The organism is Bradyrhizobium sp. 1200_D9_N1_1 (assembly GCF_052075915.1).
Classification (GTDB): domain Bacteria; phylum Pseudomonadota; class Alphaproteobacteria; order Rhizobiales; family Xanthobacteraceae; genus Bradyrhizobium; species Bradyrhizobium diazoefficiens.
The window spans coordinates 6,255,249-6,271,718 of sequence record NZ_CP197226.1 but is presented as its reverse complement, the minus strand read 5'-3'; the positions used below and the strand labels follow the sequence as shown (position 1 = coordinate 6,271,718).

Below are 16,470 nucleotides of genomic sequence, written 5' to 3'. Positions count from 1 at the left end.
CGATCCTTCGAGCGCGTCAGGCCGGGAACCAGTTGCGCGGGGGCAGCGACTGCACGATCGGGCCGGGGACCTGGTCGTGCAGACGGCCGACGACCATGCCGCCTTCGATCTTGGCCGGCCTGTCGTGCACCGGCAGCAAATAGCGCGAATTGCTCAGCAGCTTCTTGATCGAGGCCTTCTCCGCCCGCTTGCTGGTGCCGTGGTTGCCGGTCGTCCGCGGCTCCCAGTCGTGAATCTCGTTGAACGGCGTGACGATCTGGTCGTTGAAATCGTAGATCACGTCGCCGCAGATGGTGGCGATCCCGTCGGCGGTCTCGACGATGATGTTCATGGAGCCCTCGGTGTGGGCGTTGGCGGCGTCGCAATAGACGCCGGGCATCAGCTCGATCGGCCCGGTGATCTCCAGATCGAGGAAACGCAGCGCGCTCTTGGTGTGCAGGCGGTCGATCAGGTGCTTGATGTCGGGCGCCGGATATTGCGGATGCATCAGGCCGGAGACCGAATATTCCAGCTCCTTGCGATTGAGGACGACGGTCGTGTTCATCGGAAACAGATCGTCCTTGCCGGCGTGGTCGATATGCAGATGGGTGTGGCAGACGAAGCGCACGTCGCCCATGCGCACGCCATGGCGGGCAAGCTGGTTCTCGATCATGTGCTCGTGGTACTGCAGCCCGCGCATGCCCAGCGTCTCCATGATCTGGTTGGAGCGGTAGCCCGTGTCGACCACGACCGGATATTTGCCGCCGAGGATCAAAAAGCCGAGCGTGAGGACGCGGCGGGTGCGGCCGCAGTCGCGGCCGAGAACCAGAAAGCTCGATTCCAGCTCGATATCGCCATAGTCCAGGATCTTGATCTCCAGCGCCATCCGTGTCTCTCCCTGTCTCGTTTCTTGTCTGTCAAAGCCGGTAGACGCGCGCCGCGGTGGTCCTGAAGATCGCGTCCTGTTGCCCGGTACTCAGCGGAGCGGCCGCCGCGCGAAACGCGTCGACGAGCTCGCGATAGCTGGTCCACAATTTCTCGATCGGGAAATTCGATCCGAACAGGCAACGCTCGGCGCCGAAGATCGCGACCGTGTCGGTCAGCACCGCGGCGATATGCGCGGGATCGTTGCGGTGGATGAACGTGCCGAGCCCGGACAGCTTCGACACCACGTTCGGACATGCGGCGAGGCGCGCCATCCCCGCGCGCCAGGCCGCGCGGCCCGCCGGCGAAAGGTCCTCCAGCATCCCGGCGTGCTGGAGGATGAACGTCACCTTCGGACAGGCCTCGGCCAGGTGCGCGGCATCCGGCATCTGCGGCGTGAACACCTGAAGGTCAAAACTCCAGCCGTAGTCGGCGAGGTATCCGACGTTGCGGCGGATCAGGGGGTCGAGACAGAGATCAGGCCGGGTGGCAAACCGATAAAGCGGGCTCTCGTGCCAGTGCAGCTGCATCCGCATGCCACGCACGAGCGGGTAACGCTTGAGGCGGTCGAGCTGCGGGCGGACGTCGTCGACCGCGAAATTGGCATAGGCGACGATGGCGTGGGGCCAGCCTTGCTCGTCCGCGGTCTGCTGCACCCAGGCGGCCTCGTCCTCGAAACGATCGTTGGCCCAGTTGGTCTGGACGTAGACGGAGCGATTGACGCCGGTGCCCTTGAGATCGCCGAGATATTCCTGGATCGGATAGTCGCGCCGGATCGGCTCGTAGGGTCCGAAGATGCGGGGCTGCATGGGGCCGATCAGCCAGGGCAGGTCCGCCTGCCGCCAGATGTGATGATGGCCGTCGACAATCCCGGTCACGCAACTCTCCTTCGTCCCAGTGCCAGTACATGCGCGACGATCGACGCGCTCGACCCGCCGTCGACGAGATCGTCAACGAAGCGTTCGATGGCGACGAGCGCTTCGGTCTGGGGGCGAAAGCCCGGACCCGTTGCGAGCGGCGTCAGCCAGCTCATGCGCCAGGCCCGCCGCGACAGTCTTGCCACGGCGTCGCGCAGCGCGTCGGGCGCGCCGCGCTCCAGCCCGTCCGAGACGACGATAACGGCCGCCCCGCGCGCATAGCCGCCGAACCGTGGCACCGCGAGAAAGGCTTGCAAGGCATCGCCGATCCGGGTGCCGCCGTCCCAGTCGCTGACGAGATGGGCGGCCGCGCTCAGCGCCTGTTCGCGCCGCTTGAGCCGCAGCGCGCGGGTGACACGGGTCAGGCGCGTGCCGAAGGTGAAGACCTCGACATTGGGATTGGGCGCTGCCTGCACCAGCGCGTGGGCGAGCTTCATGTTCTCCTCGGTGCGGCTCTTCATCGAGCCGGAGACGTCGATCAGCAGCAGAATTTTTCGCGGGCGCTGCCTGCGCTTCAGGTGGCCGAGACGCAGGACCTCGCCGTCGCTGCGCACGGAATCGCGCAAGGTCCGGCGAAGATCGGCGAACGGACCGCGCCGGGCCTGCATGCGCCGGTGGCCGCGTCGCCTGGGCAGACGCCGCGGCGCTTCGCGGGTCAGGCGGCGCAGCGCATCGCCGGGAGAGAGTTGCGCAAAGCGGCGCTCGACCAGCGCCTCGCTGCGCGTCGCGGCGAGGCCGGATTCGTTGGCGTCGTCGGAGAGCAGAGGCTCCTCGTCTCCGCGGCCTTCTTCCTGAAGCCGGACGGTCTCATCGTCCTCGCCGTCGTCATCGCGCGTGACGGCCTCGCTGCCGCGGAAATGCAGATCGAACAGCCGGTCGAAGGTCGCGCGGCGTTCGGGCGGCGGGGCGAGGGTGGCCAGCGCCGCCTGGCGGATATCGCCGAGGTGGCGCGGGCCGAGCAGCTCGATCGCGGTGAGGAACGCGGTGGTCTGCTCCGGGGCGACGGCAAAGCCGTTGGCGCGCAGCAGTGCGACGAAGGAGACGAACACGCGCGCCGCCTGCGGCACTTGCAGTTCGGGACTCATGCGGTTGCCTCCGCAAGCATCGCATCGAGCCGGGGCGAGATGAAGTGCAGGTCCTCCTCGTCCTTGAGCGCCACGCCGATCGAGCGCCTGAAGGCATCGGGCCAGCGCGCGCCGCCCTTGTGCAGCAAGGTCGCCGCCTCGGCCCAGTCGACGGCTTCAGCGATGCCCGGCGCCTTGCTGAGCGGCTCGCGTCGCAATTTGCCGACCGCCGCAACGACAGCGCGAGCGGTTGCCTCCGCGACGCTGGAGGCGCGCAGCATCACGATGCGCGCCTCGCGCTCTTCGGTGGGATAGTCGATCCAGTGATAGACGCACCGGCGGCGCAGGGCCTCGTGCAGGTCGCGCGTCCGGTTCGAGGTCAACACCACGACGGGACGCTCCGCCGCGCGGACCGTGCCGCGCTCGGGGATCGAGATCTGGAAGTCGGACAGGAATTCGAGCAGGAAGGCCTCGAACTCCTGATCGGCACGGTCGATTTCGTCGATCAGCAGTACGGTGGAATCCGGCGCGCGCAGCGTGGCGAGCATCGGCCGTTCGATCAGGAACGTCTCGCCATAGATGTCGATGCTCTCGTCGCCGGCCTGGCGGATCGCGAGCATCTGGCGCGGGTAGTTCCACTCGTAGAGCGCCGCGGACGAATCGATGCCCTCATAACATTGCAGCCGGATCAATCGCCGCCCCAGCACGGCGGCGATGGCCTTCGCCGCCTCGGTCTTGCCGACGCCCGGCGCGCCCTCGAGCAGCAGAGGCTTGCCGAGGGCGAGGCCGAGATAGGCTGCGGTCGCGAGTCCCTCGTCGGCGAGGTAATAGGCCGCGCGCAGCGCCTTCTCCAGCGCTTCGGGGCTGTCGATGCCGACGATGTTGCTGCGAACCGCCATTCCAGGACCTCTAGCGCCGTGCCTGCGGTCGCGCGCCGCCCTGGGACTTGATGGCGCGCAGCACCTTTTCCGGGGTGATCGGCAGATCGTCGATGCGGACGCCGACCGCGTTGAAGATCGCATTGGCGACGGCCGGTAGCACCGGATTGGCGCACATCTCGCCGGGGCCCTTGGCGCCGAACGGGCCATCCGGCGCAGGACGCTCCAGCACGGCGATGTCGTGCGGGCAGATATCGCCGGGGCCGGGCATCAGATATTCGACGAAATCGCGGGGGCCGTGAACGGGATCGGGATAGTAGGGCTCAGGCGTCTCGTATAGCGCGTGGCTGACGCCCATCCAGGCGCCGCCGACCAGCTGCTGCTCGACCAGGCGCGGATTGAGCGCGCGGCCGAGTTCATAGGCGGAGTCCATGCGCACCATCGCGACCTCGCCGGTCTCGTCGTCCACCTCGACCTCGGCGACAAGGCAGGCATGGGCGTAGCAGGTTGCCGGCGACATCTCGCCGGTTTCCGGATCGACGTTGGAAAGAGGGACGAGGAAGATGCCGCGGCCGGAGATGGTCTTGCCCTGCTTGAACTGCGCGGCGATCGCGACGTCCTTGGTCGAGATCGACCGGTGCGGCGCGCCCTTGACGTGGATGTTGCCGCGCCCGTCGGTCTCGAGATCGGCGGCATTGACCTCCAGCTCCTCGGCGGCGGCCTCCATCATCACGCCGCGCGCCTCGCGGGCGGCGGCCATCACGGCGTTGCCGACGCGGTGGGTGCCGCGCGAGGCGAACGAGCCCATGCAGTGCGGGCCGGTGTCGGAGTCGGCCGTGTCGACATAGACGTCCTCGACCGGCACGCCCAGCGTCTCCGCGCAGATCTGCCGTGTCACCGACTTCATGCCCTGGCCGAGGTCGATCGACGACAGCGCGACGGTGAACTTGCCGCTCGGATTGGAGTGCACCAGCGCCTGGCTGGGGTCGCCGCCGAGATTCATGCCGATGGGATAGTTGATCGACGCCATGCCGCGTCCGCGATGCCGGGTCATCTAGCGCCTCCTGGTGCCGAAGACGGAGGAGAAACGGGTCGCGCCATGCGAGGGCGCAGCGGGCCGCGGGGGAGGCGGTGCCGGCGGTGGCGGCTCGCGCGGCGGCTCGCGGGTGACCGTCGGTGGAAGCCGGTCATAGGTCGTGCGCTGCTGCGCGGCCACAGCCGGCCTTGGGTGCGAATCCGTCGGTGTCGGCGGAATCACGGCGCGGCTGCCGCCGCCGTCCTTGCGCGAGGACGCGCGCTTGAACTCGTCGCGGATCGGCCATTTGGCCTTTTCGGCCGCGACCTGGACGCACTCGATCAGCGCGGTGTTCTTGGCTTCGCGCCGATGTGCCTTCATGTCGCCGTCGCGATAGGCGTTCAAGATGCGGAACTCCATCGGGTCCATGCCGACGAGGTTTGCCAGCTTGTCCATCTGACACTCGATGGCAAAATCCATCGCGGTGACGCCGAAGCCACGCATCGCGGTCGCAGGCGTCCGGTTGGTGAAGACGCAATAGACGTCGCCATAGACGTTCGGGATGGTGTAGGGGCCGGGCAGGTGGGCGGCGCATTTCACGGCGGCGTAGCTGGACAGCCGCGTATAGGCGCCGCTGTCGAAATAGGCGCGGATCTTGCGCGCGACGATGCGGCCGTCGCGCATCACGCCGTCCTTGATGTAGATGAGCTCGGCGCCGCGCGGCGGGCCGTATTGCATCTCCTCCTCGCGGCCGAACACGTAGCGCACGGGCCGCCCGGTCAGCATCGCTCCCAGGATCGCGAGCGGTTCCGTCAGCGTGTCCACCTTGCCGCCAAAGCCGCCGCCGACGGTGCCGCCGATGAAGTGGAAGGTGTTGGAGGGCACGTCCAAAATCTTGGCGCAGGTGTCGACCGAGAAGAACAGCGCCTGCGTCGAGGTGTAGACGACGTAGCGGCCGTTGGTGTCGGGCGCGGCGATCGCGCCGTTGGTCTCGGTCGGCGCGTGCTCGATCGGCGACATCTGGTAGCGCTGCTCCAGCACGTGATCGGCGGTCGCGAGCGCCGCATCGGCGTCGCCGAAACGCAAGCGCTGGTGATCGTAGACCTCGTGATAGGTGAATGTGTTCTTTGGGTAGGTCTCGTTGACCACGGGCGCGCCGGGCTTGAGCGCGTCCTCGACGTCGAACACCGCCGGCAGCACCTCGTAGTCGACCTTGACCTTGGCAATCGCCTCGAACGCCTCGCGCTCGCTGTCGGCAACGATGGCGACGATCGGCTCGCCCTTGTAGCGGACCTTGTCGACCGCCAGCGAAGGCTCGTCGTCCTTGCCGAAATTGATCAGGCTCAGCAGCGTGTTGAGATTGACCGGCACGTCGGTGCCGCGGATGATCCGGCGCACGCCGGCCGAGCGCTCGGCCTCGGTGGTGTCGATACGGCGAATCCTTGCATGCGCCTCGGTCGAGCGGACGACCTTCAGGTGCAGCATGCCCTGAAGTTTATGGTCGTTGAAATAGCTCGACGTGCCCGTGACGTGGCCGAGCATGTCCTGGCGCTGCGTCCCCTTGCCGATCTCTTTCAAATTATCGTCGCGCTCGTCGGCGAAGATGTCCTTGCGCAGTTCCAGCATGATGGGGATCCTCAGGCACTCGCTCGGCTGCCGGAAGCAGCGAGGATGGCGTCGATGATGGGCTCGTAGCCGGTGCAGCGGCAGATATTGCCGGAGATCGCCTCGACGACCTCGGCGCGGCTCGGGGCGGGGTTGCGGTCGAGCAGGGCCTTTGCGGCCATCAGCATGCCTGGCGTGCAATAGCCGCATTGGGCGGCAAAATGGTCGGCGAAGGCGCGCTGGAGCGGATGCAAATTCGGGCCCTGCTTCATGCCGTCGAGGGTCTCGACCGCGCGGCCCGCGACGGTCTCGGCCAGCGTCAGGCACGAGAGGTGCAATTCGCCGTCGATCAGCACGCTGCAGGTGCCGCAGCCGCCCTGGCCGCAGCCGAATTTGGGCGTCATGTCGCCGATCAGCTCGCGCAGCGCCACCAGCAGATTGGTGCCGCCGTCGACGAAGATCGCGACGTCGCGGCCGTTGTGACGAAATTGCAGGGGTATCTTGGACATGACGACCTATTCCCTGTCTATTCTTGATCTATTCCTGGCCGGACAGCAGACGCCGCAGATGGACGCCGACGATTTCGCGGCGATACCAGGCGCTGCCGAGCGCGTTGTCGGATGGCGATGTTCCTTCGGTCGCTGCGGATGCGGCGGCCGCGATGGTCGCGGCATCCAGCGAGCGGCCCTCGAGCGCACGCTCGGCGGCGCGGGCGCGGATCTGCGTCGGCGCCATCGAGCCTAGCGCGATGCGGGCGCCCGCGATCCGGCCGCCGCTGACCGGCAGATGCGCGGCAAGGGTGATGACCGAGCCGCCCTTCGGCTTGATGCGCGCGATCTTGCGATAGCGGAAGGCCTCGCTGCTGGCCGGCCGGGTGCAGGACACCGACAGCACCAGCGTCCCGGCCTGGCGGTCGCGCGCCTGCAAGAACTCTTCGATCGGGACGTCGCGCGCGCCAAAGCCGCCCTGCACGGCGACGGTGGCGTCAAGCGCCAGCAGCGCGACGGTGAAATCGCCATAGGGAGTGGGCGCAAAGAGATTGCCGCCGACGGTGCCCATGTTGCGCACGGCGGGACCGCCGATCGAGCGGGCAGGGGCATGCAGGAAGGCGAGGTCCCGTTCGGCGAGGATGCGCGCGAAGGTGACCCCGGCCCCGAGCGTCACGCGCGGACCGGATGCGTCGATCCGGGTCAGCGCCTGGTCGTGGGCGCGAACGACGGTCGAGATCGTCACGTCGCCCTCGTTCAGCGCGCGCATCACAAGTGTGCCGCCGCCGAGATAGCGCGCGCTGCGGTCCGAGGACAGCGCCCCGGCCGCCTCGCTGGCGCTGGTGAACGTCTTCACTGTCACGGCCATGATGATGCGGCCTCCTTCAGATGCCGGCGGATCGCCTCGAACCCGGCCTGATAAATGTCTTCGGCGACCATGTGGGTGATGCGATCCTTGTCTTCCGGCCTGGTCGTGAAGCGTGACTCCCAGTGCCAGAAGGTGCGGTCGCCGTCGGTGACCGGCAGCAGCCGGACATGGGCGACGTAGTTGAACATCGGCACCGGCGTATCGAGCAGGCAGTAGCTGAAGGACTGCTCCAGGTCGGACAGCGCCAGAAGCTGCTCCCGCAGCTCGGAGCCGTCCTTCAGCTTGAAGCGCCTGACACAGCCGATCTTGTCGGAGGGCTGCGCACGCTCGATCATGGAGGTCGCAACCGCCGGGTGCCAGCGGTCGTGCCCGTTGAAATCGCGCAGCACGGACCACGCCGCATCGGTCGGCGCGTCCAAAATCGTGCTTTTGACGATATGCGGCACGGGTGTCAGCCTCCGAACACGCGCTTCAGCGCGTCAAACCCGCCCTGGAACACGCCGCCGCCGATATTGTTGACGAGCTCCGTCTCGCGCTCCGGCGCGCAGTCGAACTCGGCGGTCCATTCCATGAACGTCTGGTCGCCGTCGGTGACGGGCGTGAGCCGCAGGGTGGCGACGTAGTTCTCCACGCCCATTGGCGATTCCAGGATCGAATAGGTGCAGAACATGTCGTAGTCGGAGAGGCCGAGCAGCTTCTCGCGGATGCGGTCGCCGTTGCGCAGGCGAAAATCCCTGACGCAGCCGATCTTGTCCGAGGGCTCGCCGCCCTCGATCCGGCTCTCCGCGATCGCCGGGTGCCAATTCGGCAGGCCGTTGAAATCGCGCACCCGCGCCCAGACGCGGTCGTTGCGGGCGTTGACGACGGTGGAGACGTAGACGCGGGCCATGAACGCGATCCTCAGCTCTTCTTCCGCGGCCCGCGCTCGGCCGGCGGTTCGCCGCCGCCCTCAGTCGCAGGCGGGGAGGCGGCTGGCTTGTCGCCGCCGCCCTTGCGCGCGGACTCCTTGATGCCCTGCATGTCGCGGGCTTCGCGGATCAGGCCCGGCATCTTGGCGAGGCTGCCGCCCTCGACGCCGATGTCGGCGAGGATCGAATCGATCAGAGGCGCCTGGACGCGGTAGCGCAGCGCCGAGTCGATCACCTCGTCGGTGGCGCTGCGGCCGCCATTGCCGCCATGGCCATTGCCGTTGAGCCCGTCGACCTGGAGGATGCGGATGCCCTCGATCTTCTCCATCGGCTTGACGCTTTCGCGCACGATGCCTTCGATGCGGTCGAGCAGCTTTCGGCGGAACAGCGAGTAGCGCGCCTGATCCGTGAGGACGTTCTCGGCCTCGTTGAGCATCCGCTGCGCTTCGGCCTCGACGGTGGCGCGGACACGCTCGGCGTCGGCCGCGATCCGGGTCTCCTCGGCCTGCTTCTCGGCGAGCAGCACCTCGACCGTCTTGCGCCGCCTTGCGATCTCGCTCTCGCGCGCGGTGATGACGCGCTCGGTGGCTTCCGTCGCATGGATGCGGGCTTCCTCCGCGGCAGCACGCGCTGCGGACTCTTCCAGCGACTTCTGATGAATCGCGATGGCCTTCTCCATCAGCACCGTCTCGACGTCCTTTTCGCGGTTGACCTCGAGCTTGCGCAGCTCGCGCTCGCGGCCGATGCGCGCCTCATCGAGGCCGCGGTCGGACGCGATCCGCGCGCGCTCCACCTCTTCGCGCGCGGCAATCTCGGCTTCCTGCAGCGACTGGACGCGGGCGACCTCGAGCTGCTCGATGGCGCGGCGGCGCTCGATCCGCGCCGCTTCCAGCGCCTGCTCGCGCGACACGTCGGTGGTCTCGACGTCCTTGCGCGCGACGATCTCGGCCTGCTTGACTTGGCGGTCGGCGTCGATCCGTTCCGAGCGCTTGGTGGAGAGCGCGATGACGCGGTCCTCATCCGCGATCTCGATCGCCTTCTTCTGCTCGATATTGAGCACCTCGCGCTTCTTGGACGAGTTGATTCGCTCCGCCTCGAGCGCGAGATCGACCCCGATGCGCTGGCGCTCGATCGCGTCGCGCCGCTTCAGCTCGGCGGCCTCCAGAACGCCGGTGCGCTCGATTTCGAGCGCGCGGGTTTCGCGCTCGGCCTGGATGCGCTCGGCCGCAACGGTCTTCTCCTGCACGATCCGGGCGGCCTCGATCGCTTCGCGCGAGGCGATGTCGGCTTCCTCGACGGCGCGGTTGCGGGCGATTTCCAGCGAGCGCACCCGCTCCTCCTGGGCGATGCGGGAGGCTTCGGTCGCCTCGCGCGCCGCAATTCCCGCGACATCGAGCGTCTGGTTGCGCTCGATCTCGAGCTGCCGCGTGTTCTGCTCGGCGGCGATGCGCTCGGCGGCCAACGTCCGTTCGCGGGCGATACGGGCGGTCTCGACCGCGCGCTGCGCCTCGATCTCGGCCTCCTGGATGGTGCGGACCTGCTGGATTTCCAGGGCGCGGGTCCGCTCGTCCGAGGAGATGCGCTCGACATTGACCGTCATGGTCTGGGCGATGCGCGCCTTCTCGGTGGCTTCGCGTGCGGCGATCTCGGCCTCGTCGACGGCGCGGGTGCGCTCGATCTCGCGGCGCCGCGTCTCCTCCTCGTTGGCGATGCGGGCATCGGTGACGACGCGGTCCTGCTGGATGCGGGCCTTCTCGATCGATTCGCGTGCGGCGATTTCGGCCTCCTCGACGGTGCGCATGCGCTCGATCTCGCGCTGGCGCACCTCGCGCTCCGAGGCAATGCGGGTGGTGTCGATCGAGCGCTGGTTGGCGATCCGGGTCTTCTCGATTTCCTCGCGCGCCAGCAGCTCCTTTTCCTCGATGGTGCGGGTTCGCTCGATCTCCTTCTGGCGGGTCTCGCGCTCCGAGGCGATGCGGGCCTCGGCAATGGCCTGGTCATTGGCGATCCGCGCGCGCTCGATGGTCTCGCGAGCGGAGATCTGGGCCTGTTCGGCCTCGGTCTCGCGCAGTGCGCGTTCGCGGGCGACTTCCGTGCGCTGGAGCGCGCGGCGCATCTCGATGTCGCGTTCCTGCTCCAGCCGCGCCGTCTCGCTCTCGCGCTCGATCTCCAGCGCCTGCCGCTCGGCCTCGAGATTGCGGGAGCGGATCTTGATCATCGAGTCCTGCTCGATGTCGTTGCGCAGCTTGCGCTTGGCCTCGATGTCCTCCATCAGGCGGGTCAGGCCTTCGGCGTCGAACCGGTTCGACGGGTTGAAGAATTCGAGATCGGTCTGGTCGAGATCGGTGATCGCGACGGATTCGAGCTCGAGTCCGTTCTGGGCAAGTGCCTCCGCCGCATTGGTCTTGACGCGCACGACATAGTCGCCGCGCCGTTCGTGCATCTCTTCCAGGGTCATTTCGGACGCGACCGACCGGATTGCGGAAATGAACTTGCCGGCCAGCAGCGCGTGGAGCCGTTCGGGTTCCATGGTGCGGCGGCCGAGTGTGGCGGCCGCGATCGAGACCGCCTCCTTGGTGGCCTGGACCCGGACGTAGAAGTCGGCCTCGATATCCACGCGCATGCGGTCGCGGGTGATCACGGCGTCCTGGCGGGAGCGGACGATGCCCATCGGCAGCACGTTCATGTTGACCGGCGTGTAGTCGTGGATGAAGGGCAGCACGAAGGCACCGCCGTTGATCACCACGCGCTCGCCGAGGAAGCCGGTTCGGACGAATGACGTCTCCTTGGAGGAGCGATGGTAGAGCCAGTTCACGATGTAGACGGCCACGACGATCACGACGATCGCGACGATCAGCCAGAGGATCAACTCGCCGACCAATATCCCTGACATCTTGTCCTCCCTCGAACCTTAAAGGCGTTATCGCGCGCCGATCGCCTTGAATTGACGCACCTGTTCCGTCAGGGCCCTCTCCACGGGCAGTCGCTCCATCGAGGACGCGCCGTAGAAACCGTGACAGTTGCGGGTGTTCTTCATGATGAAATCGGCGTCGGCGGGATCGGCGATCGGCCCGCCATGCGCGAGCACCAGAATCTCCGGATTGACGCTGAGCGCGGCCGAGGCCCAGGTGTCGATGCGCGCCGCGCAGTCCTGCAATTTCGGCGCGGTCTGCGCCCCGATCGTGCCGCCGGTGGTGAGCCCGAGATGGCAGACGATGATGTCTGCCCCGGCGATCGCCATCGCGGCGGCTTCCTTCTCGCTGAAGACGTAGGGCGTGGTCAGCAGGTCCTTCTCGCGCGCCTTCGCGATCATGTCGATCTCGAGCGCATAGGACATCCCGGTCTCTTCGAGATTGGCGCGGAACACGCCGTCGATCAGGCCGACGGTCGGAAAGTTCTGCACGCCGGCGAAGCCGAGCGCCTTCAACTGGTCGAGGAACACGTCCATGTCGCGGAACGGATCGGTGCCGTTGACGCCGGCGAGCACCGGCGTCTTGCTGACGACGGGCAGCACTTCGCCGGCCATCTCCAGCACGATGGCGTTGGCATCGCCGTACGGCATGAGCCCCGCGAGCGAGCCGCGGCCAGCCATGCGGTAGCGGCCGGAATTGTAGATGACGATGAGATCGACGCCGCCGGCCTCCTCGCATTTGGCCGACAGCCCGGTGCCGGCGCCGCCGCCGACGATCGGCTCGCCCCGCCTGGCCATGCCGCGAAATCGCCTCAGGAGTGCTGCGCGCTCAAACCTGGCCATCGGTCACCTCGCTAGTCTCCGGCGCGCCCCGGTGCGGCCGAACAGCGTTCGGAACGCAGCTGCGATGGTCGAGGCGAACTCGGGATCGTTGATGTTTCTGGGGACGCGAATGAGCTGACGGTTGCCAGTCTGCCGCACGGTGCGTTCCAGGGTGCGGAACAGCGCGGCGTCGGCATCCGGATCCCAGAACGGCTGACCACGGGTATCGAGCGCGGAGACGCCGCCCTCGGGCAGGAAGAAGCGCACGGGCCCGTCCATCTGGTTCAGCTTTTCGCCGATCCAGCGGCCGATGCGCTCGTTCTCCTCGGCGGTGGTCCGCATCAAGGTCACCTGCGGATTGTGAACGTGGAACTTGCGGCCCCGGTAACGCTCCGGGATGGTGTCGGGCGCGCCGAAATTGACCATGTCGAGTGCGCCGACCGAGCCGACATAGGGCGCGCGCGTGCGGATGATCGCACCGAAACGATCCTCGGTCGCGGGAAACACGCCGCCCATCAGGAGGTCGCAGACTTCGGTCGTGGTCAGGTCTATGACGCCGGCGAGCTGGCCGGTCTCGACCAGCTTCTCCATCGAGCGGCCGCCGACGCCGGTGGCGTGGAAGACGAGGCACTCGAAATCCTCGCGCAGATCGGCGGCGATTCTCTGCACGGCCGGCGTCGTCACACCGAACATGGTGATGCCGATCGACGGCAGGCTGGCGGCGGTCGCGCGCTCCCTGGCTTCGCGCTGATCGAGGCGCGCCTTCACCATGCCGGCGATGGCATTCGCACCGTTCGAGAGCACCGCGCGCGAGATCGCGTTGAGCCCCTGCACGTCGGTGACCGAATACATCATGGTGATGTCGGCGGGCCCGACATAGGGCCCGACATCGCCGGAGGCGACGGAGGAGATGATCAGCTTCGGCACGCCGACGGGGAGGGTACGCATGCCCGGCGCAACGAGCGATGCCGCACCCGAGCCCCCGGCCGTGATCACGCCGGCGATATTGCCTTGCCGCCGCAGCCAGTTGGCGAACGCATCCGCCATCGCGGTGACGGCGGCGCCGCGGTCCGGGCCGAACACGGCCGAGCCGCCGCGTCCGTGGTTCAGCGCGATCTCCTGCGCGGAGACATCGCAGCTCGCGTGCCTGCCGCTGGTGGAGACGTCGACCAGGCGTGTGCGCAGGCCGCTTCCCGTGATGATGTCGCGGATGAAGCGCAGCTCGGCGCCCTTGGTGTCGAGCGTGCCGACGACCAGCACCACCGGCGGTCCGGATGCCTGCGCGGTCGCCGGCTCGCGCTTGCGCCGCGCGGTCTCGTCGAGACGCGCAACCTGCGTCGAGAGCGCGCGTGCGGCGGCTTCGATCCGTGCGATCGGGACCGGTTGGGACCAGCGCGTCGGCAAGATGGGGTTGGAGATGTAGATCCGGATCGGCCCGCTCGGGCGCGACGGCTGCGGAGCCGGCTTCGGCTCACTGCCGGCAGCGGGCGCGTCGGTATCGGGCTCGAGCGTCGCATGCAGTCCGACACCGAGCAGGCGCTGCTGGAGCTCGCGATCGGCGGCAAGCCGCGCCGAATCGATGATGCGGTTGATGCGGCCGTTGACCATGATCGCGACATTGCGCGAGATCGCGGTGGCGACGCCGATGTTTTGCTCGATCACGAGCACGGCCATGTCGCCGTCCTCGCCGAGCCGCAGCAGCATCTCCTCGACCTGCGCCACGATGACGGGCGCAAGCCCCTCGGTCGGCTCGTCCATGATCAAGAGATGCGGATTGGTGAGCAGCGCGCGCGAGATCGCGAGCATCTGCTGCTCGCCGCCGGACAGCTGGCCGCCGCCATGGTCCTTGCGCTCGGCGAGGCGCGGGAAGGTGTCGTAGATGCGCTCGACTGTCCAGGCGCCGGATCGCATGCTGCCAGCGAGCCGCAAATGCTCGTCGACGCTGAGCGAGCGCCAGAGACGGCGACCCTGCGGCACATAGCCGACGCCGAGGCGGGCGATGTGGGCCGGCGAGCGCCGCGTGATGTCCTCGCCGCGGATGCGGATCGACCCGCCGCTCACCGGCACCAGTCCCATGATCGCCTTGCACAGCGTGGTCTTGCCCATGCCGTTGCGGCCGACGACGGAGAACACGCCGCTCTCCAGCGCGAGGTCGACGCCTTGCAGCGCGTGCGAGTGGCCGTAGTAGACGTCGAGGCCGCGGACCTCGAGCGCGGCGGCTGTGCGGCGGACCTCATTCATGGCCGCCTCCGAGGTAAAGCTCCTGCACCTCGGGATCGGACTCGATCTCCTGCGGCAGGCCTTCCTTGAAGACGCGGCCGTTGTGCATCATCGTGACGCTCTCGACGACGCGCAAGGCGACGTCCATGTCGTGCTCGATGATGATGTAGCCGATATGGGCGGGCAGCGAGGTCAGGATCTCGATCAGCTCCTGCCGTTCGGTCGGCGACAGGCCCGCGGCCGGTTCGTCGAACAGCACGAAGCGCGGGGCGCCGGCGAGCGCGAGCGCGATCTCGAGCTGGCGCTGCTGGCCATGCGCGAGCTCGGCGACGCGCTGGTCCTTCACCGCGGTCAGGTGCACGGCCTGCACCAGGTTGTCGGCTGCGTGCATCAGGGCGTCGTTCTGTCCCGGGCGCAGGAACGAGAAACGTCCGCGCGAGATGCCGCGGCAGGCGAGATAGACGTTGTCCTGCACGGTGAGGCCGGGGAACAGCGCCGAGATCTGGTAGGTCCGGCGCAGCCCGCGGCGGATGCGTTCATAGGGCGGGAAGTGGGTGACGTCCTCGCCGAAGAAGCGGATGGTGCCCGAGGAGGGCGGAAAGTCGCCGGTGATGCAGTTGAACAGCGTGGTCTTGCCGGCGCCGTTCGAGCCGAGCACGGCGCGCCGCTCGCCGGGACGCACGGTGATGGTGACGTCGGTCAGCGCCGCCAGCGCGCCGAACAGGCGCGTCACGCCGCGCAGCTCGAGCGCGGCGCCGGCGCCGACGGCGGAGAGGCGCTGGGCGACGCTATCCATGGCCGCGCGCTCCGCCCGAACGGCCCGTCGTAGGGCGAGGGCTCTGGCGCCAGCGCTGCCACAGGCCGATCACGCCGTCCGAGGACCAGAATACGATGGCGAGGAAGCCGAGCCCGATCAGCAGCCGGAAGCGGTTGCCGTCGAGCCCGAACTTGATCAGGACATCGAGCGCGAAGGTGCGCAGCAGCACGAAGATCAGCGCGCCGATGAAGGGACCGATCGGGCGCGTGATGCCGCCGACCACGGCGATGATCAGCACGTCGATGCAGGCGCCGACGCTGACCGAACCCGGCGAGATCTGGCGGTAGTTCCAGACCTGGAGCACGCCGGCGAGCGCGGCGACGAACGACGCGAAGGCGTAAGCCGCGACGCGGTGCGCATTGACGTTGAAGCCGAGCGCGGCCATGCGCCGCGGATTGTCGCGCACGCCTTGCAGCGCCAGGCCGAACGGTGCGCGGGAGATGTAGTCGACGGCGAAGTAGCACAGCGCGGCAACCGCGAGCACGATATAGTAGAACGGGATGTCGGCGCGCCAGTTGACGCCCCAGAAATGCGGCGTCGCGACGGTGTTGATGCCGGTGTGGCCGTTGAAGATCGCCCAGTTCTGGTTGGTGAAATAGTAGAAGGCCGCGCCGATCGCGAGCGTGATCATGATGGTGTAGATGCCTTCGGTGCGGACGGCCAGCGCGCCGCCGAGCGTGCCGAAGACGGTCGCGAGCGCGAGCGCCACCGGAACCGCGAGCCACCACGGCCAGCCGAGGCTGATATTGGTGTTGGCGCTGACGCCGAACACGGCGACCATGTAGGCCGCAAAGCCGGCGATGGTGAGCTGCATCAGGCTGACCATGCCGCCGTAGCCGGCGAGGAACATCAGGCTCAGCGCCATGATGCCGAGGATCAGCGTGGTGGCGAAGATCTCGATCAGGAAGAAGCCGTTGGCGATCAGCGGCATGATCAGGAGGAGGACCGCGACGATCCAGGCGGCGGGATTGTCGATCTCCGGCCATGCCCGCGCGGAACGCTCCGCCAGGTCGGCGGGGCGGACGGCAACGCGGGCGTCGTGGGCGAGGGACAT

At 67.8% G+C, this 16,470-nt stretch carries 15 protein-coding genes; all 15 read right to left on the bottom strand.

Going from position 1 to position 16,470, the window contains the following annotated elements:
- Positions 1-16: 16 nt before the first annotated feature.
- From AB5K84_RS30250 to AB5K84_RS30180, 15 genes are read right to left on the bottom strand one after another with little or no spacing between them, the layout of a single operon-like run.
- A complete protein-coding gene (locus tag AB5K84_RS30250; RefSeq protein ID WP_011086154.1) occupies positions 17-865 on the bottom strand; it encodes an MBL fold metallo-hydrolase in 849 nt (282 codons plus the stop codon).
- Between the two features lie 31 nt (positions 866-896).
- The gene (locus AB5K84_RS30245) at positions 897-1,781 is read right to left on the bottom strand and encodes an amidohydrolase family protein (protein WP_011086155.1); all 885 of its coding nucleotides are present in this window, start codon (positions 1,779-1,781) and stop codon (positions 897-899) included.
- Positions 1,778-2,905 carry a vWA domain-containing protein gene (locus tag AB5K84_RS30240; RefSeq protein WP_441232705.1) on the bottom strand — a complete coding sequence of 376 codons (1,128 nt, stop codon included), beginning with the start codon at positions 2,903-2,905 and terminating at the stop codon, positions 1,778-1,780. Before AB5K84_RS30240 ends, AB5K84_RS30245 begins: the two co-directional genes overlap by 4 nt.
- Positions 2,902-3,783 carry an AAA family ATPase gene (locus AB5K84_RS30235; RefSeq protein WP_011086157.1) on the bottom strand — a complete coding sequence of 294 codons (882 nt, stop codon included), beginning with the start codon at positions 3,781-3,783 and terminating at the stop codon, positions 2,902-2,904. The genes AB5K84_RS30240 and AB5K84_RS30235 overlap by 4 nt, the downstream gene beginning before the upstream one ends.
- Before the next feature lie 10 nt (positions 3,784-3,793).
- The gene (locus tag AB5K84_RS30230; RefSeq protein ID WP_011086158.1) at positions 3,794-4,816 is read right to left on the bottom strand and encodes a xanthine dehydrogenase family protein molybdopterin-binding subunit; all 1,023 of its coding nucleotides are present in this window, start codon (positions 4,814-4,816) and stop codon (positions 3,794-3,796) included.
- Positions 4,817-6,403, bottom strand: coding sequence for a xanthine dehydrogenase family protein molybdopterin-binding subunit (locus AB5K84_RS30225; RefSeq protein WP_011086159.1), 1,587 nt, complete (start codon positions 6,401-6,403; stop codon positions 4,817-4,819).
- 11 nt (positions 6,404-6,414) lie between these two features.
- Entirely contained in the window at positions 6,415-6,891 is a 477-nt protein-coding gene (locus AB5K84_RS30220; protein WP_027548905.1) for a (2Fe-2S)-binding protein, read from the bottom strand.
- 28 nt (positions 6,892-6,919) lie between these two features.
- A complete protein-coding gene (locus tag AB5K84_RS30215) occupies positions 6,920-7,738 on the bottom strand; it encodes an FAD binding domain-containing protein (RefSeq protein WP_011086161.1) in 819 nt (272 codons plus the stop codon).
- Positions 7,729-8,184, bottom strand: coding sequence for an SRPBCC family protein (locus AB5K84_RS30210; RefSeq protein WP_011086162.1), 456 nt, complete (start codon positions 8,182-8,184; stop codon positions 7,729-7,731). Before AB5K84_RS30210 ends, AB5K84_RS30215 begins: the two co-directional genes overlap by 10 nt.
- A 5-nt stretch (positions 8,185-8,189) precedes the next feature.
- Complete coding sequence (locus tag AB5K84_RS30205) at positions 8,190-8,627, bottom strand: SRPBCC family protein (protein WP_011086163.1); 438 nt, start codon at positions 8,625-8,627, stop codon at positions 8,190-8,192.
- A gap of 11 nt (positions 8,628-8,638) precedes the next feature.
- A complete protein-coding gene (locus AB5K84_RS30200) occupies positions 8,639-11,539 on the bottom strand; it encodes a flotillin family protein (protein ID WP_011086164.1) in 2,901 nt (966 codons plus the stop codon).
- Positions 11,540-11,566: 27 nt separating this feature from the next.
- Positions 11,567-12,400 carry a phosphoenolpyruvate hydrolase family protein gene (locus tag AB5K84_RS30195; RefSeq protein WP_011086165.1) on the bottom strand — a complete coding sequence of 278 codons (834 nt, stop codon included), beginning with the start codon at positions 12,398-12,400 and terminating at the stop codon, positions 11,567-11,569.
- Between the two features lie 3 nt (positions 12,401-12,403).
- Positions 12,404-14,620, bottom strand: a complete 2,217-nt coding sequence (locus AB5K84_RS30190) for an ABC transporter permease (protein WP_011086166.1) — start codon at positions 14,618-14,620, stop codon at positions 12,404-12,406.
- Complete coding sequence (locus AB5K84_RS30185) at positions 14,613-15,395, bottom strand: ABC transporter ATP-binding protein (protein ID WP_011086167.1); 783 nt, start codon at positions 15,393-15,395, stop codon at positions 14,613-14,615. Before AB5K84_RS30185 ends, AB5K84_RS30190 begins: the two co-directional genes overlap by 8 nt.
- Positions 15,388-16,470 carry a branched-chain amino acid ABC transporter permease gene (locus tag AB5K84_RS30180; RefSeq protein ID WP_011086168.1) on the bottom strand — a complete coding sequence of 361 codons (1,083 nt, stop codon included), beginning with the start codon at positions 16,468-16,470 and terminating at the stop codon, positions 15,388-15,390. Before AB5K84_RS30180 ends, AB5K84_RS30185 begins: the two co-directional genes overlap by 8 nt.